The 24,143-nt window shown below is 36.3% G+C and carries 24 protein-coding genes; 20 read left to right on the forward strand and 4 right to left on the reverse strand.

Going from position 1 to position 24,143, the window contains the following annotated elements; translation table 11 throughout:
* The first annotated feature begins 3 nt into the window (after positions 1-3).
* From C5L23_RS00930 to C5L23_RS01010, 17 genes are all read left to right on the forward strand, one after another.
* The gene (locus C5L23_RS00930; protein ID WP_010006978.1) at positions 4-759 is read left to right on the forward strand and encodes a CpsD/CapB family tyrosine-protein kinase; all 756 of its coding nucleotides are present in this window, start codon (positions 4-6) and stop codon (positions 757-759) included.
* An 18-nt stretch (positions 760-777) separates the two neighbouring features.
* Positions 778-1,449: a sugar transferase gene (locus C5L23_RS00935; protein WP_010006977.1), complete on the forward strand. Its 672-nt coding sequence runs from the start codon at positions 778-780 to the stop codon at positions 1,447-1,449.
* A gap of 1 nt (position 1,450) precedes the next feature.
* Positions 1,451-1,900: a PssD/Cps14F family polysaccharide biosynthesis glycosyltransferase gene (gene pssD / locus C5L23_RS00940; RefSeq protein ID WP_133264163.1), complete on the forward strand. Its 450-nt coding sequence runs from the start codon at positions 1,451-1,453 to the stop codon at positions 1,898-1,900.
* 1 nt (position 1,901) lies between these two features.
* Positions 1,902-2,393, forward strand: a complete 492-nt coding sequence (locus C5L23_RS00945; RefSeq protein ID WP_010006975.1) for a glycosyltransferase — start codon at positions 1,902-1,904, stop codon at positions 2,391-2,393.
* A gap of 36 nt (positions 2,394-2,429) precedes the next feature.
* Positions 2,430-3,557: an O-antigen ligase family protein gene (locus C5L23_RS00950; RefSeq protein ID WP_133264164.1), complete on the forward strand. Its 1,128-nt coding sequence runs from the start codon at positions 2,430-2,432 to the stop codon at positions 3,555-3,557.
* A 20-nt stretch (positions 3,558-3,577) separates the two neighbouring features.
* Positions 3,578-4,309 carry a glycosyltransferase family 32 protein gene (locus C5L23_RS00955; protein WP_133264165.1) on the forward strand — a complete coding sequence of 244 codons (732 nt, stop codon included), beginning with the start codon at positions 3,578-3,580 and terminating at the stop codon, positions 4,307-4,309.
* Between the two features lie 35 nt (positions 4,310-4,344).
* Positions 4,345-5,337 carry a glycosyltransferase family 2 protein gene (locus C5L23_RS00960; protein ID WP_133264166.1) on the forward strand — a complete coding sequence of 331 codons (993 nt, stop codon included), beginning with the start codon at positions 4,345-4,347 and terminating at the stop codon, positions 5,335-5,337.
* Positions 5,338-5,353: 16 nt separating this feature from the next.
* Positions 5,354-6,340, forward strand: coding sequence for a glycosyltransferase family 2 protein (locus tag C5L23_RS00965; RefSeq protein WP_170168005.1), 987 nt, complete (start codon positions 5,354-5,356; stop codon positions 6,338-6,340).
* A 39-nt stretch (positions 6,341-6,379) separates the two neighbouring features.
* A complete protein-coding gene (locus tag C5L23_RS00970; protein WP_133264168.1) occupies positions 6,380-7,279 on the forward strand; it encodes a glycosyltransferase family 2 protein in 900 nt (299 codons plus the stop codon).
* Positions 7,280-7,555: 276 nt separating this feature from the next.
* On the forward strand, positions 7,556-8,722 hold the full coding sequence (locus C5L23_RS00975) for a nucleotide sugar dehydrogenase (RefSeq protein ID WP_010006963.1): 1,167 nt from the start codon (positions 7,556-7,558) through the stop codon (positions 8,720-8,722).
* A 13-nt stretch (positions 8,723-8,735) separates the two neighbouring features.
* On the forward strand, positions 8,736-10,160 hold the full coding sequence (locus C5L23_RS00980; protein ID WP_010006962.1) for an oligosaccharide flippase family protein: 1,425 nt from the start codon (positions 8,736-8,738) through the stop codon (positions 10,158-10,160).
* 117 nt (positions 10,161-10,277) lie between these two features.
* Positions 10,278-11,162 carry a UTP--glucose-1-phosphate uridylyltransferase GalU gene (gene galU, locus C5L23_RS00985; protein WP_010006961.1) on the forward strand — a complete coding sequence of 295 codons (885 nt, stop codon included), beginning with the start codon at positions 10,278-10,280 and terminating at the stop codon, positions 11,160-11,162.
* A gap of 118 nt (positions 11,163-11,280) precedes the next feature.
* A complete protein-coding gene (locus tag C5L23_RS00990; protein ID WP_010006960.1) occupies positions 11,281-12,171 on the forward strand; it encodes an ABC transporter ATP-binding protein in 891 nt (296 codons plus the stop codon).
* A complete protein-coding gene (locus C5L23_RS00995) occupies positions 12,168-13,781 on the forward strand; it encodes an ABC transporter permease (protein WP_010006959.1) in 1,614 nt (537 codons plus the stop codon). The genes C5L23_RS00990 and C5L23_RS00995 overlap by 4 nt, the downstream gene beginning before the upstream one ends.
* A gap of 190 nt (positions 13,782-13,971) precedes the next feature.
* Positions 13,972-15,462, forward strand: coding sequence for a glycosyltransferase family 2 protein (locus C5L23_RS01000; RefSeq protein WP_010006958.1), 1,491 nt, complete (start codon positions 13,972-13,974; stop codon positions 15,460-15,462).
* 324 nt (positions 15,463-15,786) lie between these two features.
* On the forward strand, positions 15,787-16,539 hold the full coding sequence (locus C5L23_RS01005) for a hypothetical protein (protein ID WP_010006957.1): 753 nt from the start codon (positions 15,787-15,789) through the stop codon (positions 16,537-16,539).
* A 143-nt stretch (positions 16,540-16,682) separates the two neighbouring features.
* Positions 16,683-17,357: a matrixin family metalloprotease gene (locus C5L23_RS01010; protein ID WP_010006956.1), complete on the forward strand. Its 675-nt coding sequence runs from the start codon at positions 16,683-16,685 to the stop codon at positions 17,355-17,357.
* A gap of 643 nt (positions 17,358-18,000) precedes the next feature.
* On the opposite strand, the gene C5L23_RS01015 is transcribed toward C5L23_RS01010, so the two are convergent.
* Entirely contained in the window at positions 18,001-18,468 is a 468-nt protein-coding gene (locus C5L23_RS01015; protein ID WP_010006955.1) for an ASCH domain-containing protein, read from the reverse strand.
* Positions 18,469-18,584: 116 nt separating this feature from the next.
* Here C5L23_RS01015 and C5L23_RS08485 point away from each other — a divergent pair, with 116 nt between their 5' ends.
* The 3 genes from C5L23_RS08485 (at position 18,585) to C5L23_RS01025 (ending at position 21,102) form a co-directional block, all read left to right on the forward strand.
* Positions 18,585-18,752, forward strand: coding sequence for a hypothetical protein (locus C5L23_RS08485; protein WP_158004496.1), 168 nt, complete (start codon positions 18,585-18,587; stop codon positions 18,750-18,752).
* 381 nt (positions 18,753-19,133) lie between these two features.
* Complete coding sequence (locus tag C5L23_RS01020; RefSeq protein ID WP_029508585.1) at positions 19,134-20,228, forward strand: GGDEF domain-containing protein; 1,095 nt, start codon at positions 19,134-19,136, stop codon at positions 20,226-20,228.
* A 145-nt stretch (positions 20,229-20,373) separates the two neighbouring features.
* Positions 20,374-21,102: an EAL domain-containing protein gene (locus C5L23_RS01025; RefSeq protein ID WP_010006952.1), complete on the forward strand. Its 729-nt coding sequence runs from the start codon at positions 20,374-20,376 to the stop codon at positions 21,100-21,102.
* A gap of 61 nt (positions 21,103-21,163) precedes the next feature.
* Here C5L23_RS01025 and C5L23_RS01030 read toward each other — a convergent pair whose 3' ends face one another.
* The 3 genes from C5L23_RS01030 to C5L23_RS01040 all read right to left on the reverse strand — a co-directional run bounded on the left by C5L23_RS01030 (position 21,164) and on the right by C5L23_RS01040 (position 24,134).
* A complete protein-coding gene (locus tag C5L23_RS01030) occupies positions 21,164-22,006 on the reverse strand; it encodes an NAD(P)H-binding protein (protein ID WP_010007317.1) in 843 nt (280 codons plus the stop codon).
* 91 nt (positions 22,007-22,097) lie between these two features.
* Positions 22,098-23,078 (reverse strand): phosphatase PAP2 family protein, encoded by a 981-nt coding sequence (locus tag C5L23_RS01035; RefSeq protein WP_240034414.1) that lies wholly within the window; start codon positions 23,076-23,078, stop codon positions 22,098-22,100.
* Positions 23,079-23,159: 81 nt separating this feature from the next.
* On the reverse strand, positions 23,160-24,134 hold the full coding sequence (locus tag C5L23_RS01040; protein WP_010007316.1) for a VOC family protein: 975 nt from the start codon (positions 24,132-24,134) through the stop codon (positions 23,160-23,162).
* Positions 24,135-24,143: the final 9 nt, after the last annotated feature.

Genomic DNA, 24,143 nt, shown 5'->3' on the forward strand with positions numbered 1-24,143 from the left:
AACATGGGATTATTCGATCAAAAACCTAAAGCTGTGAAAGACAATGAAACACAGAAAAAAGGGGCACGCTTAATTACAGTGGCTGAACCCAAGCACGTTATCTCAGAACAGTTCCGTACATTGCGTACTAATATTGAATTCGCTTCGATTGGCACTGATCAGTTGAAGACGGTCATGTTCACATCACCGGAAGTATCTGATGGTAAGTCAACCGTATCTGCTAACGCAGCGGTGACTTGGGCACAAGATGGTAAAAAAGTCTTGGTAATTGATGCGGACTTGCGTCGTTCAACCGTTCATACGACTTTTGGTGTGTCTAATCGTGCTGGCTTAACGACTTTATTAGCAAGTCACGAACCACATATGGAAAGCGAATTGATTCAAGAAACATTCGTGCCGAATCTTTATGTCTTGACAAGTGGGCCAACGCCACCTAATCCAGCTGAACTGTTAAATTCTAATCGCATGGCACAATTGATGGCACAACTACGTGAACACTTCGATATCGTCGTCGTTGACGTACCACCAGTGTTAGCCGTAACGGATGCACAGGTATTATTGCCACAGATTGATGGTGTTGTCTTGGTTGTCACAATGGAGAAGACTTACAAGGTTAACATTAAGCGGACGGTTGATACTTTGAAGCTTGGCGGTGCCAGAATTCTTGGCTTCGTGACGCGTGATAAGAGTAAGGGTGCGCACGGTTACGGCTATGGCTACGGTTATGGTTACGGCTATGGGAATACAAAATCAAAATAGGCTGAGAGAGATTAGATAATGGGAGAAACTAAGAAATTGGATGGTACAGTTAATTCACAACAAATTGTAGTTCGTCGCAACACACCTTATCTTTTCGCTAAAAGAGTACTTGACTATATTGGCAGTGGCATTGGTATTATTCTTTTCTCACCAATATTATTAATTATTGCCATTGTAATTAAGTTAGAGGATGGCGGACCAATTATTTTTAAACAAGAGCGCATTGGTCACAATGGCCGTCACTTTAATATCTACAAGTTTCGGTCAATGCGTATTGACGCTGAAGAACTAAAGGCAAAACTCTTAGACCAAAATGAGGTTGAGGGGGCAATGTTCAAGATGAAGGACGACCCACGTGTAACACGCTTTGGTAAGTTCATTCGTAAGCATTCTTTGGATGAATTACCACAGTTTTTTAATGTGTTCTTAGGTGATATGAGTCTTGTCGGTCCCAGACCGCCATTAGTTGACGAAGTGGCTAAATATACTGCTTATGAAAAGCAGCGACTATTAGTACGTCCTGGATTATCTGGATTGTGGCAAATTAGTGGTCGTAATAATCTATCTTTCGCTGATATGGTTGAACTAGACTTGGAGTATATTCAAACCAGAAGTATCTGGTTAGATATTAAAATTATCTTTAAGACTGCCTGTGATATGGTTGCGATTAGGAAGAATGGGGCGTTTTAGAATGAAAGTAGCTTTAGTAGGTTCAAGTGGTGGTCACTTAACGCACCTTTATTTATTAAAAAAATTCTGGGAAAAAGAGGACCGATTTTGGGTTACTTTTGATAAAGAAGATGCTCGTAGCATTTTAAAGAATGAACGTAAATACAACGCTTATTTTCCAACTAATCGTAATATTATAAATCTTGTTAGAAATACTTTTTTAGCAATTAAGATACTTTTTAAAGAAAGGCCTGATGTGATTATTTCTTCAGGTGCAGCAGTTGCAGTTCCATTTTTCTATTTAGGAAAATTATTTGGGGCTAAAACTGTTTATATAGAAGTATTTGATCGAATTGATAAGCCCACTTTAACAGGAAAGTTAGTTTATCCAGTGACGAACAAATTTATTGTACAGTGGCCGGAGATGAAAAGAGTATATCCTAAAGCAATTGATTTGGGAGGTATTTTTTAATATGATTTTTGTTACTGTGGGGACACACGAACAACCATTTGATAGATTGTTAAAGAAAATAGACGGTTTAATTGAAAGTGGGGACATCACCGAATCTGTTTTTATACAAACTGGTTATTCTGACTATGTTCCTAAATTTGCTAAATCCAAACAATTTCTAAGCAATATAGAAATGGAAAAAAATATTGATGAGGCAAGAATAGTTATTACTCATGGGGGACCTGCCAGCTTTTTGAGCGTACTTTCTAAAGGAAAGATACCAATAGTTGTTCCTAGGCTACTTAAGTTCAATGAACATGTTAACAATCATCAGGTTGTGTTTGCTGAAAAAGTAGTTAATAAGGGATATCCAATTAAGCTTGTGACTAATATAGATGATATTTTAAGTTTTATAGAAGAATATAAAGAAAATGATATGGAGAGACAGTATAATTCGCACAATGAAAAATTTGTTGCTGATTTTTCACATATTATTGTAAACATGGTGAGATAGCAATGAAAATAGAATTTTTTTACAGATGATGAGGATATGATGGAAATGAGCTTGTCTAGCAATAAAAAAAATATAAAAACGCAAGATAATTTTGTTTATCAGTTGCTTTGTTTTTTGGCATTAGCTATCTCTTTGATGTCTACAATAAATGCACTTGGCTTATTGAATTCTAACGTTTTAAGCGCTATTCAAGCTATGGTTGTAGTAACAATTTATTCTTTAGTAATTATATTGCGAAAAAAAATTAGAATAATAAGTCTCATTCTAATTATTATGTCTTATATTACTTTAGTTTTAAATAATGCTCCGTACATGATTTCAGTAACAATGTTAATCATGATAACTGATATTATAGGGTATTTTCCTAACATAGATTACAAAAAAATTTTAGGGATTTTTTTTACGAGCTCGTTATTATTATTTTGCAGTATTGTTGTGCTGTATTATTTATTTAATTTCAACAATCATGACGTAGAAATGTGGCGTATTGATAAGATAATACATCGAAAGTCTTTGGGATTCATTCATCCAAATATTGCCTCAATGATATGGGTGAGTATATTTTTTGCATACTGTGGTTTGGTGGGCCAAAAATATAGTAGATTTAAATATTTACTCATAGCATTTTTATCATTAGTTATTTTAAATCAAACACAATCTAGAACATCCATGTATGTTTTGATAACTATTAGTTTTATCTATATTGTTCTAGGTAAAAATATAGATAAAGCCATGTCAAAAAATTTTTCATGGATAATATATTTTATTCCAATCTTATTAACCGTTCTATCCATATATGTTCTATTCACACCTATAAATAATGTTTTGAATGAGCTGCTATCTGGAAGAATTCAACTTTACCAGTCTTTCTATCAAGAATATGGTATTCATTTATTAAAAACCAGTGAACTCGAATCAGCAATGTTCGACAATGGGTACCTTCAGGCATTACTTGCTAAGGGGATTTTGTTTCTTATAGAATTGTTGATTGTATATTTGTATATTCTAAAATCTTATTCTGTATATACAGTAAAGCAGTGGATACTATTTATTGGCTACTTCGCTATGGGCTTCACAGAAACAGCCTTGCAACATTTTGAATTGATTTTACCCATTCTTATGATAACTGCAATAAATGACGAGACATTAAGTAATCACAAATAAATTAAATGGATAAGAAAAGCATGATACCTAAAGTAATTCATTATATTTGGTTTGGAGGAAAAGCTAAACCAAATAAAATTGTACAGCAGATTGAACAATGGCGAAGCATATTACCTGATTACCAAATAAAAGAATGGAATGAAACCAATTACGACATAAAAAATATAAATGTAAAATATGTTCAAGAAGCATTACAAGAGAATATGTGGGCATTCGTCAGTGATTATGTTCGACTAGATATTCTAAATAGAGAAGGTGGAATTTATCTCGATACAGATGTAGAAATTTTAAAATCGTTTGATGAATTATTAAAGAACAAAGCGTTTATAGGGCGAGAATCTAAGTATGCTTTTAGTACAGCAGTAATTGCTAGCGAACCTAAGCAAAGGTGGCTTCAACAGCTGTTAGAAGATTATTCTAGAAGGACATTTTTAATCGATAAAAATGTTTATGATAAAACACCTAATTCTAAATATATATTATCTTTTTTTATTAAGAATTATAATTTTAATAATTTAGAGAATCAACAGCTTGTTAATGGTGTAATGATATATCCATCTACATATTTTTCTCCAATAAATTTTGCTACTCATAAAACTAATATTAGTAAGGAAACATTGACAATTCACCATTATTCGGGGACGTGGAAGTCTAATAGTGCAAAATTAAAGGATATGATATTAATAGCGCTGACTCGGTTGTTTGGAGAAGCTATTATTGAAAGAATAAAAAAAATCAAGAAGTATTTTTAATATTTTAAAGCCATCTACATGATAAGGAAAATATTATGCCTAGAATATCTGTTATTATTCCTATATATAATACAGAAGAGTATATTTATGAATGTTTAGAATCACTAAGGAAACAAACCTTTACTGATTTTGAAGCTATCATTGTAAATGATGGTTCGACGGACAGATCTTTAAATATAATTCAAAATTTTATAACGATGGATGCTCGGTTTCAATGTATAACCATTGTTAATTCAGGACAATTACTTGCGCGAAAAACTGGTATTGAACTTTCTAAAGGAGAATATATTACATTTCTGGACGGAGACGATTTTGTATCGAAAGAGTGGTTGGATACACTCTTGGTTAATATAGAACGTGAAAAATCAGATATCTCGATTATTGGATATAATCTATATTTTGATAATGGCAATAAGTATATTAGAATGTCTAATCCAAAATTATCTTTTACAAGTGCCGGAGATGAAATTTTAGAAGAATGGATATCAGCTAAGCACTTTGAAGGATTTTTAAACGATAAAATGTTTAAAAAGAATTTATTTTCTCATATTATATGGCCAAAGAATATCAGGTATTTAGAAGATATTGCTCTCCTAAATCAAATAATAGTAAAGGCAAAAAAAATAACATATTGTGGATATAATTTATATCAATATCGTCAAAGGGAAAACAGTATTGTACATAGTACTTTTAATTCTGCTGAATTTAAATCATTAGTTTATATTGAAGACATGATAGTCATGTCTAAGGGGAATTATTATTTGGAGAATCTTGCCTATAGTCGATATGCTAAAATATCCCTTTCTATATTTGGTCAAATGGATAGAAATAGTATAAAAGAGCATAGTGAGATAGTAGCCGACGTCTTAGATAAAATACATCATATGAAGAGTATTGGTAAAATTCAAATGCGTAACAGTATTGAAGAGATTATTCTAACTGGAATGTTAGTTACAAAACGTGTATATATATTATCTCGTATTGAAAATCAATTAATCAAAATTAAACATTACATGAAAAAAAGATAAGAGGTCTAAAATTAAAGTGCTAATATCTATAATTGTGCCAGTATATAATGTAGAAAAGTATATAGCAGATTGTCTAGAAAGTATTGCTAAACAATCTTATCAGAATATTGAAGTAATAATTGTAAATGATGGTTCAACAGATAACTCAATACAGATATGTAAAGACTATGCAGAAAAAGATAAACGTTTTAAAATCATAACACAAAAAAACCAGGGATTGTCAGCTGCAAGAAATACAGGTATGAATTATGTCAATGGTGAGTATACTATTTTTATAGATAGTGATGATAAAATAAGTATACATTTAGTGGATAAATGCGTGAACATTATTCATAATTTTACCGATATTAGTATGGTCTTTTTTTCTCATTACATACACACTAATGACAAAATTATTACGGACTCCTATTATGAAGGTATCGATAGTGGAACTTATAGTCCGGAAGATATGGTGGATAATTTATTAAAAGAAAAAGTTCAAATTAATGCGTGGAGTTATATGTTTAATTCTTCTCTTATGAAAAAGAATTTTTTTGAATTTCCAGAGGGATTATTATACGAAGATATGGTTCCTATTGTAACCCTTATTCATAATTCTAAAAAAATTTATTATTTAAACGAACCGCTATATATATATTCAATAAGAAAAGGTTCAATAACATCTGCTACGTCTATAAAAGCTCGGGTGGATCACATAACTAATCTTGATAATTTTTCACATTTTATTACTAATAATTATCCAAATTTAATAAATCAATTAAAACATTTTCAAATAAAAATTTATATTCAATTACTGGGTGAAATATGTGAAGAAAATATAATAATGGGAAATACTAGTAGTGTGAAAAAATCAGAAAAAGTTCATTTGATGAATCGAGTAAAGAAAATTTTAAATGAAAAGACTATTCGTATTAGCAAGAAATTATATTTAAAATATATTAGTCATAGGATCAATATTTTTTCGTTTTTTAAATATCTGAAAATCTATATAAGACGTAATTAATTTTTATATAGAAAAATTAATTCATGAAAGAGGGATATAGTGAATAAAGAATCAATATCTGTGATTATAACGACCTATGAACGTTCAGAAATGTTTAAACCTGATAACTTTCTTATAAAAAGAGCTATTCAAAGTGTTTTGGACCAAACTCTCAAAAGTGAAGAAATTATTATTATAGTAGATGGTAAATCTCGGTATATTACATCTATCGTTGAAGAATTTAATAGGGAAGACATTATTAAAATTGTACAGACCCAAGATAAGGTTGGCGGGAATGAAGCTAGAAATATTGGGATTAGAGCTGCAACAGGGGATATAATAGCCCTACTAGATGATGATGATGAGTGGCTACCGGAGAAATTAAATAAGCAAATTTTGTTATATAAAAGTATTTCTGAAGAGCAAAAGATAATATTTTCACCCATGTACTTTGGGGAAAGTAAGGATAATGTTTCTCAAATTAGTCCGTATGAAGTTAATGAAAATATAGCTAATTATGTTTTAGAACGTAAAGGAGCGATTCAAACTTCTACTTTGTTAGCACCAAAAAAATTATTTTTAGATTATCCGTTTACGAAAAATCTAGTTAAACATCAAGATTGGGATTTAATATTTAGATTAGCATTTTCTACTACTACTAAATTTTATCAAACGTCAGACCCTTTAATTTATTGCCATTTAGATGCAGTGAAAGGACTATCAGTTAGTCGTAAAGTTCATCCCGTATTTTCCCTTAATTGGATAAATCAGTATAGGAATCAGATCTCTAAAGAGGGGTACAGGGACTTTGTATGGGCAAATGTAGTAAGTTGTTTATTTAAAAGTAAAGTAGATTCACAAACTAAAAATAAAATAATTAAAATACTGGGCTTTCATAATGTACTAATGATTGTTTTATTTAAGATAAAACAAAAAATATTAAGGACAAAAACTTTTTAGTATAGTGTTAGGATTATTAAAAATACTGATAAGATTTTTGAAGGGAACTCTGTATTTGAAAAATAGTCATTTTTCCACGAATTAAATACTATTGAATTAGTATATGGATCTTTTTTGGTAGCGGGCACCATTATAATAGATAAATTATGGAAACATTCTTTAGTTTCATCAGTATTATATTAAATATATTTAGTTTTTAAAAATTTTTTACAAGTGCGTAATTAATTTTTTGTTCACTATCTAGATTATGAATTATAAAGAAAGAAGAAATATAAAATGAAGATCGCAGTTGCAGGTACAGGATATGTTGGTTTGTCGTTAGCTACTTTGTTGGCACAGCACAATGAAGTAACTGCTGTGGATATTATTCCAGAGAAAGTAGATTTAATTAATCAAGGGATTTCTCCCATACAAGATAAAGAAATATCTGACTTTTTGGCAAATAAACAGTTAAATTTAAAAGCAACAACTAATGGTAAAGATGCCTACAGTAACGCTGAGTTTATTGTTATTGCGACACCTACAAATTATGATACTGAAACGAATCATTTCGATACGAGTGCTGTTGAATCTGTCATTAAAGAGGTATTAGAATTCAATCCAGAAGCATTGATGATTGTAAAATCAACAATTCCAGTTGGCTTTACAGCATCAGTTAAAGAAAAATATAATACAAACAATATTATCTTCTCTCCTGAATTCTTACGTGAAGGTAAGGCGCTTTACGATAATCTTCACCCTTCAAGAATTATTATTGGAGAAGATTCTGACAGAGCACGCCAATTCGCAGAACTATTGAAAAATGGTGCTTATGATGAAGATACACCAGAATTATTTGTAGATAGTGCGGAAGCTGAAGCGATTAAGCTTTTTGCTAATACTTATCTTGCAATGAGAGTGGCGTACTTTAACGAATTAGATACTTATGCTGAAGTACGTGGACTCAAATCACAGAATATTATTGACGGTGTTGGCTTAGATCCTAGAATTGGTAAGCATTACAATAATCCTTCATTTGGTTATGGTGGTTACTGCTTGCCAAAGGATACAAAGCAACTATTAGCTAACTTTGAGAATGTACCGAATAACATTATTAAAGGCATTGTAGATTCTAATACAACACGCAAAGATTTCATTGCTGATCAAATCATTAAAAAGAACCCTAATAAGGTCGGAATCTATCGCTTAACAATGAAAGAAGGTAGTGATAATTTCCGTGCCTCATCAATTCAAGGTGTAATGAAGCGTATCAAGGCTAAGGGAATTGAAGTAGTCGTTTATGAACCAACACTAAAGGAAGATGAGTTCTTTAGGTCTGCTGTAATTCATGACTTTGATACTTTCAAAAAGGAATCAGATGTCATCGTGGCAAATCGTTGGGATGATAGCTTACGTGACGTAGAAGATAAAGTATACACACGAGATTTGTATAAGAGAGATTGATATTGGAATAACAATGAATAAAGTCGGGAAGAATCTATTATATCAGTCTAGTTACCAAGTTTTAAAAATATTGATGCCATTAGTCACAGTGCCTATTGTTGCCCATTCATTGGGAGCTGGAGGCGTTGGAAAATATGCTTTCGCAAATTCTATTGCACAGTATTTTGTCTTAGTAACAGCCTTAGGGTTACCATTATATGGTACGCGTGAAATAGCCAAAGTGGTTGATGACAAAACGTTATTAAGTAAAAAGTTTTGGACGCTAGAGGGTTTTAGTCTCTTATTAACTGCAGTTATATTAATTTGTTATTTTATAACGGGTTTAATATTTAACTTAGGAACTGTATATTTTATACAATCATTATTAGTTGTAGCGGCTGGGCTTGATGTTTCTTGGTTCTTTATGGGAATAGAGGACTTTCAAAAAATCACAATTGTCAACTTCTTATTGCAATTGACGTCATTTTTCCTAATTGTGACGCAGATTAATTCTGCCGATGATTTGATTAAGTACACGGTAATATTGACGCTTGTCGCATTTTTTAATCCGCTCACACTATGGTTCTTTTTGAGAGAGCAAATTCATTTTGTTAAACCTATTTTCTCAGAGATGTGGTTAGCACTAAAGGAATCAGCAGTTTTGTTTATTCCTCAGGTGGCAATTATTTTATACACGAATCTGAACAAAACAATGCTTGGCACGTTAGGCAGTAAATCATTTGTTGGTATATTTTCTAACGCTTTACTGGTTACTACTATTTTTATTACATTAATTTCGTCTATTGATACAGTATTAATGCCACATGCTACTCGTCTTTTCAGTAAAAATGAATATGATAAAGGCTATTTGATGATTCAAAGAGTGTTGAATTTTGAAGCTTACTTTACTATTGCCATATCGGCAGGAATCATTGCGATAGCGGACAAACTTATTCCTTGGTTTTTTGGGTCAACATTTTCTAGTATGAATTTGGTATTACCTATATTAGGATTACTGGTTATTGCGATTCCCGGTGGGATGACCATTTCTAGACAATATTTGATACCACAGGGACGAATTAAAGAATATAATACGTCAGTTTATATTGGGGCTATTTTAAGCATTGGTTTGAATTTTATATTAATTCCTATATTGGGAGCTATTGGAGCTGCCATTGTATCTGTAGTTGTTGAGATTTTGATTTGGGTAATTCGACTTTGGGATTTTTGGAAGAGAACCCATTTAAGCTATTCAAGATGGCAAGTATTGATGAACGTTTTATCCGCTATGGCTATGATTTTTGTTATTAAATTATTTACGATGAACATGACTGCAAATTTATTAACAACAATTATTCAGGCTATCTTAGGCGTTATTGTCTATGTCACGCTAACAACAGTATTAAATGCTAATCCCGTTCTGCCTTTGTATAGAGAATTTAGAAATAAGAAATCTTAAAGTAATTGCAATAATCACAAGCGTTTTTTAATCTTTTTTATATCTAGCGCCATATAATAGACATATAGACTATTAAATAAGCAAGTATATAAGAAACTTAATGGAGAGTAAATCATCATGCATGCACCTAAAGTCAGAAAAGCAATCATCCCCGCAGCGGGACTTGGCACACGTTTTCTACCAGCTACCAAGGCATTAGCTAAAGAGATGCTACCGATCGTTGATACACCAACGATTCAATACATTGTTGAAGAAGCAATTGCTTCTGGTATCGAAGATATCGTCATTGTTGACGGTAAGTCAAAGCGTTCAATTGAAGACCACTTTGATTCTAACCCTGAATTAGAAAACAACTTAAAAGAAAAGGGTAAGGATAAGATGTTGGAGTTGGTCCAACAGACAACCGACATTAACCTTTACTTTATCCGTCAATCTCATCCCCAAGGATTGGGTGATGCGGTTTTGACAGCTAAGTCATTTATCGGTAACGAACCTTTCGTTGTCTTGCTAGGTGATGACTTGACGCAAGACGAAGAACCACTAACGAAGCAATTGATTGATCGTTATAATCAGACGGGTGAATCAACATTAGCCGTTATGCGTGTACCGCATGACCAAGTATCTGAATATGGTGTCATTGATCCCGCTGCCAAGGTGAGCGAAGATGGCTTGTACCGTGTGAAGAACTTCGTTGAGAAGCCTAAGCCAGAAGACGCACCATCTGATTTGGCGATTATTGGACGTTACTTATTAACACCTGAGATTTTCGAAGAATTAGAGAATACGGCACCTGGTAAGGGGAATGAAGTGCAATTGACCGATGCGATTGATTCATTGAACAATCGCCAGCATGTTTATGCACATGAATTCAAGGGTAGTCGTTATGACATTGGTTCTAAGATTGGTTTCTTGGAGACGAATATTGAATTTGGCTTGAAGCATCCCCAGACGAAGGATGATTTGAAAGCTTATATTAAAGACTTAGCGCAACGCTTAGATTAAGCTGTGGAGAACTCGCATGATAGCGAGTTCTTTTTATTTAGCTTGAGAACCACTTTGTGCTAGGATAAAGAAAAAGGACGACAAGACAGATAATCGCAACCGAATATAAGGAGGCATTATGGCAAAGGTCTTAGAAGTACAACAGTTGAACAAGTATTTTGGTCAATTTCAAGCGTTAAAGAATGTATCTTTTGATATTGAGAAAGGCGAGGTATTTGGCTTTCTGGGGCCGAATGGTTCGGGGAAGTCAACGACAATTCGCGCTATTTTGGGATTAATTAAGCATGATAGTGGTGACATTAAGCTACTCGGTATGGATACAGCGCAGCACATGATGGCAGCACATCAACGCATTGCTTATGTACCCGATGATGTGTATTTATGGCCGAACCTTACTGGTGGCGAGGTGATTGACTTATTATTACGGATGAGTGGTCATGAGCATACGTCACGAACGGATGCGTTAATTAAGAAGTTCGAGTTGAACACTAAGAAGAAGTCGCGCACATATTCCACTGGGAATCGGCAGAAAGTGCCATTAATTGTCGCATTTAGCTTAGATGTTGATTTATATATTTTTGATGAACCAACGAGTGGCTTAGATCCCTTACAAGCGCGCAATTTTCAAGAGGAAGTATTAGCCTTAAAGCAAGCAGGCAAGACGGTATTATTGAGCTCACACATTTTGTCAGAAGTTGAAAAGATGATTGATAAGCTAGCTATCATTCGTAATGGTGAGATTATTGAATCTGGAACATTATCAAGTATGCAAAACCTGGCCGAATTGAATGTAAAGGCAACGCTACCAGATTACGAGACTGTTTTACGCTTTAGTCATCGGCACAAGTTCGCCAGCATTCACAACACAGCGTCATTTGCCATTCGGCGTGATGAACTGGCAACCGTTTTGCGTGAATTAAGCGAAGCTGACGTACAAGATTTACAGATTACGCCACCAACACTCGAAGACCTCTTCATTCAATACTATGATGTAGGAGGCGCGCAATGAAGCAAACGAATCATTTAGGGTTATTGCTACGTTTGAATGTGAAGCGTGACCTGAAGTACATTGTCATTTGGCTGGCAGTGATTATGTTCATGATGATATCGGGGCTGATTAAGCTAACCGATGTTTATGGTGACACGAACAGTATCCAACAATTGGTATCGATGATGAGTACACCGATTATGACGACAATGTTTGGTAAGGTGCCGGAGATTAATCATTACAACACTGCCATTTTATTTGGTGCGATTATGATACCGATGATGGGTGTACTAATGGGGATGATGAACATCCAAATTGCGGTTAACGGCGCACGACGAGAAGAAGCGGAAGGCGCAACGGAACTCATTCGCGCGACCTCGGTTAAGACCGAGACACCCTTACTATTGGTGATGGTGGAACTATTGGTGCTGAATATTGTCACCACGTTATTGATATACGGGTCATTATTAATACTGCCAATGCAGGGGGCTAACGCAGGTACTTCGTTACTTTTGGCTGGTATATTAGGGATGATTGGTTTATTCTTTGGCAGTGTGACACTGGTTATCGCCCAATTATTTGCGGACGCACGTACCGTATCTATGGTTAGCTTTGCAATTTTGGGGTTAAGCTATGTTTTGCGCATGATAATTGATGCGCGGGGATTATATGACTTTGTCTGGCTATCGCCCTTTAACTGGTTGGAATCAACACAAGTCTATTTTGGCAATCATTTGCGTTACATGATTTTACCATTAATTTTAATTGCCGTTTTCTCGATTTTAGCCGTTATATTGGTACAACGGCGCGGCTTAAATGCCGGTATTATCCAGACAGCGGATCAAGGGCGTGCACGAGCGGGCATGACCTTACGTGGCTTTGTGAGTGTATTGAGTCGTTTAGAGCTTAAGGGCGTTATCGGTTGGCAGCTGGGTATTGCGTTTATGGCTATGATTTATGGGAGTTTATTCAATGAAGTCGCCGATATGGTAGCTAGTAATCAAAACTTAGTCAAAGTCCTTGGCTTGCAGAAGGTTCAGGGTATGCAAGATGAGTTATTTGCACGCTATATGGTGATGATTAGTTTACTATTGGCTTTACTGGCGATCATGGCTGGCTTTAGTGTGATTCAGCGTCAGCATAAAGATGCGCAAATTGGTGTTTTTGATTTGTTAGGTTCACAACCCATATCGCGAACAAAATATTTCTTAACTTACACTGTTGGTGGCCAGCTGGTCGGTATCATATCCTGGATTATCGGATATCTGGTGCTATGGGTAACGGCTAGTCTAACAGTTGAGCGCAAGTTACCAATTGATCTATTTATGACTGCTTTTTGGGGATATTTACCAATGATTCTATTATCATTAGCGATTGGTGCCGTGTTCATTGGTTGGTTACCACGTTGGTTTTACGGTCTCTATATTTATTTTGGCGTGATGTTCTTATTAACGTACATGAAGCATTTGTTAGAATTACCAGATTGGTTCCTACGGCTATCGGCATTTGGCTGGACTGAAGACATTCCGGCAGTGAGCGTTTCCCAAGTGACACTGTGGGGGATGGTGATTATCAGTGCTATCTTAATGGCCATCGGCTGGCTTGGATTTAGGCGCCGTGACTTAGTGTGATGAGGCGATGCGCCTCTTTTTTGTGCCATTTAATGTTCATCGTTACACAAAGTTTCAAAAAGTTATTGACAAATGTAAAAAACTGTGAAAAGGCTTTACATTGTTTTTTAAAAGTGTAAAATAATCGGTAATTATAGCACAAACGTTTACATTAGTATAGGAGAAGGACTTGTAAAATGGTAGGAGAGAGATGTTAAAAGAAGTAAGTTATGATGATGCTGTGAATAATCGCATCTTTAGTGATAATGTGACACAACGTATGATTGCAGTAATACCAGCCCATAATGAAGAGGATATTATCGCCAATACGCTCAAAAGTCTCACCGAGCAAGTTGTACCCGATGATTTAGTACTCGATGTCTTTATTGCTTTGGATAATTGTACGGACAACACTGAAGGAGAAATTCAACAGTACGCTGACCAGCTTAACTTGTACATATTAAAAACAGTTGATAATAAGCAACGTAAGGTGGGCGCTTTGAATCAACTGTATCGGTTATTTTTAGGTGATAATTCTAAGCACGCACAACCGCTTAGCGAATCCCACATGAAAGCAGTGAAAAATATTATTGCGATTGTTGGCTTGGATGCCGATGTGTATTTAGCGAAGAATTGCCTAAGTACAATTTATACAGAATTATATTCTGATTATCGTATTGCTGCAGTAAGCGCTAACTATACGTGCTTGTTACCAGAATCTAAGCATCGCATTCCAAGAAATTTACCCAATCGGGAAGAACTTATTGCAAGAGGTAAGTTCGGCGGACCACTATCACGCTTTTTGGCAGTACAGCAGAACCGTTCATTTGCCCAATGGACCATCGAACAAAAAGCGAATGGCTATGTCGCTGAAATTGCGGGTGGACAATGCTCGATTTTTAAGCCCGAAGCATTGATTGAAGTGAATGAACGTTACAAGCTCAATGGCGTTTACGATAATTCGACTGATACAGAAGATTTATTACTCACACAGCAATTACGCTCGCTCGGCTGGCAATGTGTGATTAGTGATACGGCACGCTGTTATGTGGATAGCATGGTGACAGTATCAAGTTATTACAACCAACAGTTAAAGTGGGCATCTGGTAAGTTGGAATATATGCAAAAAGCGCTTTTATCAACGGCATATGCTCGAAAATTATGGTTTGAGGAAGGCATATTGTTCTTGAACACCATCATTCGCTTGTTATTGGTGATTCTGATACCAGTATCTTTGTATATTGGTGATTTTGAGTGGAATTGGATTTGGGCATTTCCGTTAGTTGTGTCTTCAATTCTGGGCGTTGTGGTGACGCTTAAGACACCGAATCATCGTTTTATTGACTTGCTACTGTCATTAACGGGGATTATAACGGAAGCTGCTATGATTTTTGATATCAAGATTCATTCTAGAGCTTGGTTGAATTCATTACGTATTGAGAAAGTTGATGGTTGGCATGTGCAGTACATGGCCGAAAAAGGACAGCTGAACCGCAATTATTTGCCATATTTATTTGGCGCGCTAACAGTTGGTGTATTATTATTGCTAGAATATACGGATATTATTAGTTGGTATAGTGCATTGGCGACAGTACGGCCATATATTGATTTTTGCTTTGATCTATTAACCTTACTGACGGTGGTGACATTTTTGCTCATGCTTGGCAAGCTCTTTAAATTACGTGGTCGCCATCGCGCATAGCATAATTTATTTTAATTTATGAAACCGCTTGCAAAACGAACAATAATCAGGTATACTATATGTATAGATTAGAAGAAGTTCTAATAACATTTAGTTGTTGAAGCTATCCAGCGCAGGTAGTGTGAATGGACTTCTGCTAGTCCGAGGCAACTCAATCGCAGTTGATATGATGAAGTGGCATGAGTGACGCGAACTGATGTGATGGATTGATATTAACGAGACAATGGTATCTGGATGCTAGGTGAGAGCCCTAGAGGGTATTATTGGAGATTGGGTTGCTTTTGTGTGTAAAATACTATTTTTTGATTAAGGGAGTAATCGAAAATGAGTAAGACATTGAAATGGTTAGGCAGTATCTTTATTCTTGGCCTATTGTGTTATGTATTTTTTCTTTTTGGTAGTAGCCATGCGCAACAAAGTCAAAAGATTGATAAAAAAGCCAGCAGTAAAAGTTCAAAAGTATCGTCTACTGCGCATAGCACATCTTCATCACAGGAAAGTGATAGTGCAAGTAGTGTGACGACCTCATCTAGTGTCAGTGTTAAGAAACTGTCTACTGATGAAATGGAACAAATTGCACTGGATTTTGTTAAGTCACATTCGACATCACCAGCAACAGTTCATGTCGCAAAGGCAACGTCTAGTCCACGATCAGAGTGGAAAGATGAGACAACGTATGATGTTGTTGTATTTGATACACCACAACACTTTATGGAAGTTGAGGTGAATGCCTATACGGGTAAGCCTTATAATTACGCACTATCTGAAGCAGCCACGGCTGTAACTGATGATCAGTTCCTGTCACGCGAAACAGATATATTAAGTCAGCTTAATGCTGCAACGGATGATGCTTATCGTCGAGGCGGACAGGCTGCCAATTCTATGGAACAGACAGATGATACCGATTATTACCCAATGTACTTCACTCGAAAGGGTGCCAATACAGGTGCATCCGGTCCTGGAGCTAAAGTCCCAGAATCTAGACCAGATGACCAAATTTGTTTTCAATTAGACAAGAAAACATTAAAGATATTGAATCAAAGCGAATTACCTAGTTTTACTCAAAATATAGAATAGTGAAGAGGTCTTGAATAGACCTCTTTTTATTTTTACTAAATACTTTAACATGATTACGTACTTTTAATAAGTTAACATAATTTTAATTTTGAACCTGTATAATCATTCCTACGAAGTAACGTACCGACACGGAGGGAGAAGAGGTGAAATTTTCAAGAATAGTTAAGTTAGTGATTGTTGTTGTGGCAATTATTTTTGTCGTACAGAATCCTGATAAAGTAGCAACCGGTAAGGCATGGGTAACGAATCAGGTACAGCAACTGGCTACATTACTCAATACACAAGGTGGCCAAAATACACCAACCAGTAACATATCAAGTCGTCAATCAACCACAAGTCATACAGATGCAACAGCTTTAAATGGCGCGATATGGCCTAAGCGGACTTTGAAAGTTTATTTTGATGTGTCACTGAATAGTAAGCCAGCCTATGCAACCGCATGGCAACGTGCCTTTGACAATTGGAATGCGGCAAAAGTGTTAACCCTGACCAAGGTTGATAATAAGAATCAGGCCGATATCGTGCTAACGACTGAAAATCGGGATGATACGATGCAAGCCGGTGTAGCAGAAACACAATTTCTATTGAACCCAATCACAGGAAAGAAATCAATCACGCATGTTACCGCAAAATTGAACGAACATTATTTAGATGACTATTCGGCTGTGCGCAAAATGAACACCGCCGAGCATGAACTAGGGCATGCCTTGGGACTAGACCACGTCTCTGATCATGCGTCAGTCATGCAACCGCAGGGTTCTGAATATGGTATTCAGACTGCCGATATTAATCAATTAAAAGCCTTGTATCAAAATTAGAAATAAATTATGAAACCGCTTGCAAAACTAGCGGTAATCGGGTATACTATATGTATAGATTAGATGAGGTTCTAATAACATTCAGTTGTTGAAGCTATCCAGCGTAGATAGTGCGAATGGACTTCTCTAGTCCGGGCAACTCAATCGCAGTTGACATCACAAAGTGACAAAAGTTACGCGAACTTGCGTTATGGACTGATGTTAACGAGACAATGGTATCTGGCGTTAGGTGAAAGTCCTAGGGGATATCGTTGGAGATTGGGTTGTTTTTATTTGGATAAAATGATTAAAAAGGGCAAGTCTTAACGACTTGCCCTTTTGAGTATTAGGAGAGATGGTATGGTTATCGTTTACGACGAATAGGGACGACACGATAAGCAACCTGAGGCCTTGTGAGGGTGGAAAGTAATTCAGCTAACTGACGAACATATTTCTGTACTTGAGTGATTAGCATATTTTAATTCTCCTTTGAATTCAATTCTGTGAGAGACAATGATTATAAACGGTTACTGCTGATAATCGAATTGGTTCTGTATTTGAATGATTCACGAAGAACTACCTCCATTCTTTTAAACACAACGGGCTCTAGCTAAATAGTACTGCGGTGAGCGATGATTTACAAATGTTATGCTTTTAAACGCATTTATTTTTTGTCTGAAACGTAAACGACCGTGAAAACCTCGCAAATACATGGGATTTGTTCATGAAATGTCTGATTCATAGCTTGATATGCTGCTTGAAAGAACTTACGATGTTCAGCGCGCCAATAAGCCAAGCTTCGATCACCTTCGCCTTCATGATAGGCATGTTCAGCGCTAACTTGATTAAAGTTAATTGTCTCGACAACTTTAGTTTGCGTGATACAAGCAGAGTGACCTGAACCATCTAATACAATATTATACGTACCAACCTTTGGTTTCTTTTCGTTAGGTTCATATAATTCGAGTGCAGACGTCGTTGCAGTTTTGATACCCTTGACAATCAAATCAGCCAATTCATCGCCTATTTTCTGACCATCCCCATATTGCTCGGCAGTGTAATAATCATCAGTGATATGCTGGTCAGCTTGAAACTGTTGCCAATAGTGTTGAATTTCTTCTGAATTTACCATGAACGATCTCCTTAATGTTATCGATATTTTAGCATAATTATGGCATACTGATACAATTTTTGACGACAAAAGTGATGATATACAGTATGATTATAATACATGAGTTTAAGGGGGATATGATGGAAATTAGAGTGATTACAGCAATGACAGTTTCAGGATTTGAAAAGAAGGTTAACGAGTATATTGAAGAACTACGCCAGCAAGGTATTCGAGACATCGACATACAGTATGGTCCGATAAATAGTGTGCATTCAGCGATGATTGTCATTAAAGATCAAATGTGACCATATTTGTTGAAACCGCTTGCAAAGTTAGCAATAATCGGGTATACTATATGTATAGATTAGATGAGGTTCTAATAACATTCAGTTGTTGAAGCTATCCCACGCAGATAGTGCGAAAGGACTTCTCTAGTCCGGGCAACTCAATCGCAGTTGACATCACAAAGTGACAAAAGTTACGCGAACTTGCGTTATGGACTGATGTTAACGGGACAATGGTATCTGACGCTAGGCGATAGGCTTAGGGGATGTCATTGGAGATTGGGTTGCTTTTTTATTTGGCATAGATCATTCTTTCAGATATACTAAGGTAAAACTAGCACTTTGCTGGTTTTATTTTTAGTATACGCGATAAAATTATTTTTTATAAAGGGACAAATAGTCATGTGGACGACAATACTGGACATTGGAACGCTATCGACAATGTGTATCGGACTTGGGTTATCTTTACTCACAATCCTACACTTTCATGATGCGACGCAACTAAAAGAGTGGTATTTTGTTCCAGTCATCATTTTCTTGCCATTACTTTATAGTCTATTATCGGTGTCTAAGCTTGTTTTTGGGTATGTGTGTCTTTATTTCTTACTGGCGATTCTTGTTTATCACTATATGAATAGGAAATTTGGCCGCTTATATTTTTTGCTCAGTGTCGGCGTTATTATTGGTTATTTATCCATTGTTGAGCGCCAGATATCGATGAGCCTAGTGCTACTCATTTGTGTTAATGGTATTTTGGTTTATTTAGCCACAATGGCTGTTGATCATTTCAACATCAGTAAATTATTGAAAACGGCACTATCTGCGATTGTGATGCTGGGACTCGAACGTTTATCAGGGTATTTTGTCCCGCGTCATACGCCATTTACATTCAAGGCAACGATGATTTCAGCCATTGCGTTATTGATTGTTTTGGCTGTTATTCATTATTTCTATGTTTATTTGACCAAGCGACAGGCCATGATTGATGAGTTGACTCATAAAGCAAATGTAGATGAATTAACAGAATTGTACAACTTATACCATTTGCATCAAGATTTTAGTTTGGAACAGATTAATAAGACAATGCTATTTATTGCGGTATTAGATCTTGATCACTTCAAGCAAGTCAATGATACCTACGGACATACAATGGGCAATAAAGTTTTAAAGGTATTTGCTGAGCAGATTCATCAGTATTTTATTCGAGAATTGGGCAAGAATAACTTCACTTTATATCGTTATGGTGGTGAAGAATTTGTGGTCGCTATTAAGCAACTCAAAGGCACCCCAATCCGTGAATTATTTGCCCAACTCCAAGTCGAGATCAATCAAATTAATATTGATGACTTGGTTGAACAACTTAGCTTTTCTGCAGGGGTTGCCTGTTTGAAGGCTTATCATCATGATCCTTTAAAGGCTTTTGAAGCAGCGGATAGGCTATTATATGCTGCCAAGAAAGCGGGGCGACATCAAACGATTGTTGAACAAATCTGTTAATATAGCCGGCGGATCATGGCATAATTTAAGAATCATTAATATGGTGCGGCATGAAAGTAGATGATATACTACTTAAGGGCATATACTATATGTGCATGTTAACTGGGTTAACGGCGCATGACATTTTGGGATTTGGAGAAGGTGAATGAGCGAATTAAATACTCATCCGTCTGCTACGTGGGTGGAATCATTGTACTTTGTCGTACAGCCGGTGATGGCCGTTGAGGCAGCACCAAAGCAGGCTTCAGTAGCATTTTATGAACTACTATTAAGAAACAAAGAAACGCAGCGTTTTCCAAATTACTTTTTGGATAAGATTCAAGAGCGTCATGGTAATGCGGAATTTCTTTATTTTGCCGAAACGCAACTCATGGCATTATTCAAGCAGTATCCCGGCGTTAAATTTTCTTTGAATTTTGAAAGCTGTCAATGGCAATTCCCAGAAACAGCCGTCTTTTTTGATAATATGAAGGCTTACAATGATCTATTAATGATTGAATTAACTGAGCGCATTTATAATATGGATGATTTTGACCACTTGGAAGAAGCATTCAGCATGATGCATGATTTGCAATACCAAGTCTTGTTGGATGATATTTCAACCGGGCAAAATAATATTCAGGTACTTTTCAAGCATATTCATGAATTATGTGGCGTTAAGTTTTCAAAGCATCCGTTTTTAAATATAGCAGATGATGTCATGATGCCGTTTTTGGAAGCTTATGTGAACGTCTGTTCTAAGGCGAATTTAATGTTTGTCATTGAAGAAATTGAAAATTGTAAAGCAGCCAAAGTATTTTTGGACAAGGGGATGTTTTTCCAACAAGGTTGGTACTGGTCTAAACCAATGCATCTTAGTCAAATTAGCAGTTGAAACGTTGATTTTACTGAATAAAAAAGTTTGCGATATTAGATATCGCAAACTTTTTTATTGTTTATTTTGTAATGATGGCAATGGCTTCATCAATTGGTGTCAGGGGATGTTCAAGAACAGTTGGTAAATCATCTGATGTCATGCTAAGTTCGCCTTTACGGATGAAGGCTTGTACCAAAGTGACAAAGTGAGCGGTTCCTGCATCTAAGCCATTTCGTTGTAGAATATCGGCATATGTTTCATCATCGACAGACTTCACTTCAAAGTCACCAGGAATATGTTTGGCTAATTCTTGGTAAGTTAACGGCGCTCCTGAGAATTCGTAGACAGACTTAGGATGAGGTGTCACTAATACTCGACTAGCTGCTTGCGCGTATTCTTTTTCCAATGCCCAACCAACTTGACCGTCTCCGGCAGAATAGACGAAAGGTTGACCAGCCATGGCGGCTTTAATCGCACCAGCTTCGTTTTCAAGATACCAGTTATTGCGTAAGAAAGAATGCGCGATACCAGATTCTAAGATGGCTGTTTCTGTTGTTTGATGGTCAGTTGCTAATATAGCAGTAGCCTGATCAGCATGCGGGAAACTCGTATAAGCAATATACCCAACGCCTGCTGCCTTAGCAGCTTCAACGACATTGAGGTGTTGTTGCTCACGACTCACAACATCGCCCGGCTGAGATGAGATAAATAAAAGACGATCGACACCAGCGAGTGATTGCGTTAATTCAGCAACATTTGTATAGTCACCTGGTCGAATATCAATGCCTTCTGGCAATAATGTTTTGGCTTTATCCACATTTCGTGCTAAAGCAATAATATCATTAACCGGCACAAGTTCTGCTAAGTGTTGAACGGCAACACGACCAAATTTTCCAGTTGCAGTTGTAATGGCGTATTTCATATATAATTCCTCTTTTCTAAAATAGAGTAAAATAAAACGTCTACCTGTAATTATTATAGTAACAGGTAGACGTTAAGTCAACTCATTTAAGTTAAGATGCTTTATCAGGTTCAATAAAATGCGCACCGAGTAAGCGACTGGCTAAGAAAATGATGGTCCCAACAATTAGCGCAGACATCGAGACATCGCTCAACCAGTGAGCGCCAATACGTACACGACTCAGGGCAGTTAAAGTGCCCATCGCCAAGCCGAAAATAGTCATCCCTTTTTGCCAACTTCTATTTTCACGTGGTACGAAAAAAGTCAGATATAAGAATAGAAAGCCAGACATTGTGTGACCAGAAGGGAAAGATTTGTGACCATTCACGCCATTGAGATGGTACCAAGGGGTGAATTCAGCGCCACTAGCAGATATTTCGTACGGGCGGAAACGTCCCCAAAGATCTTTCATATCATTGATTGTCGTATCAGCTGTTTTGGCAACGAGGATACCAATAAGTGCAGCAAAGAAAAAATAACGGCGTTGTTGTGAACTTTTGTGGCTCACATAGATAAAGAACAGCCAAGATAAGAAAAGGAAAGTGAGTGCGGTTAGGAACCACTGTAAACTTTGTGGATAAAGGCTTGTCGCCGCTGTATCATTATTAGCCACACCAGCTGGAATACCTTTGGCAATATTACCAAGCATTGAATACGTATAGGTCATCGCATCGGTAAATTGATCGAATAGCTGATTAAATGAAAAGCCTAGCGCCAAAGCAGTCATCAAACCACGTGTGACGGGTTCTTGACATTCGAACCATGTAAACCATGCAATCATTTGAAAACTAACAAATAAAACAATAAATTCACCACCATCAGCGTAGTTTTGGAAAATATTACCAAAAATAGAATTCTGATTAACAATGAAATGACTGATTTGTTGATCAAAGAAAGTGGCAATGAGTAAGGCGACAAGGACGATACTCAAATAAATTTTGACACCACGCCACTCACCCGAAGTGGTTGAAAAATTGAGCCGGTGCTCATCAAACTCGGAACCTAAAACATCATTAAGCTGTTGCATCATCATGTCCTCCAAAGACTCAAGATATACCTTGAGTATAGAAGAATATTATCAGCAAACGGTCTTAATAATGTAAAGAAATGCACTTTATTTTGTATCGAATGGCGCAAGATGCGCTTCAATATTGTGACGTTCTGGTTCTAAGAAAGGTGGTAACGCAAGCTTTTTATCCGCTTCTTCATAAGTTTCATCAATGAAAAAGCCGGGTTGAGTCGTAGCGAGTTCAAAAAGAATACGTGGGACTGGTCGAAAGTATTGTGACTTAAAGTAATAACGATCGATGACATCAGAGTGTGGTAATGCATGATGGTGGAAGCAATCCTGCCACTGTGCTAAAGCCTGGTCATCCTGTACTGTAAAGGCGATATGATGGACACCCCCATATCCCTGAACACCATCGATATTATCACCACAACTATGGATAATAATTTGTGCGCCTAAGCCACCATGAGCAAATTCATAAAGATGGTACTTTTGATCAGCTGTGCTCGTTACTTTTTCAGCTTTTAAGATCTGAGTCAAAACCTGATCGATAGCCTTTGGTTCATGCAACGTAATCGTTACCGGTCCTAAACCAATGATGGCGTGAGCCTCATCGACATCAGCGTATCGCCAAGGGCGGTGTGGTTGAGTCATCACATTTGTCTGCCGATTAGTCGCTTCACTGACCAGTGCATATTGTTGACCGTCAAAATCATAAAAATTAAGATATTTTGCACCAAATTGTGTGTGAATTTGCGGTTCATAACGTACTTGTAAGCGATCAAAACGCTTTTGCCAGTAGGACAATGCAGCATCACTAGGCACTCTAAAGGTTAATCGTGAAATTTCATTATTACCAATTTGTCTTGATTTTTCATCGGGATTGACGAAAAAAGTCATAATGGCACCAGGCTCACCCATATCATCGGTAAAGTAGAGATGATATGTCAGAATGTTATCTTGGTTGGCAGAGCGTTTAATAAAATGCATGCCTAGTTTATTCATAAAAAAATCACAGATTTTGGGTGCACTCGATGTAATTGCAGTGACGTGGTGCAATCCTAAAATCGTTTTACTCATGGTTGACTC

The organism is Leuconostoc fallax, from assembly GCF_004354645.1.
In the GTDB taxonomy this organism is placed as follows: Bacteria; Bacillota; Bacilli; order Lactobacillales; family Lactobacillaceae; genus Leuconostoc_B; species Leuconostoc_B fallax.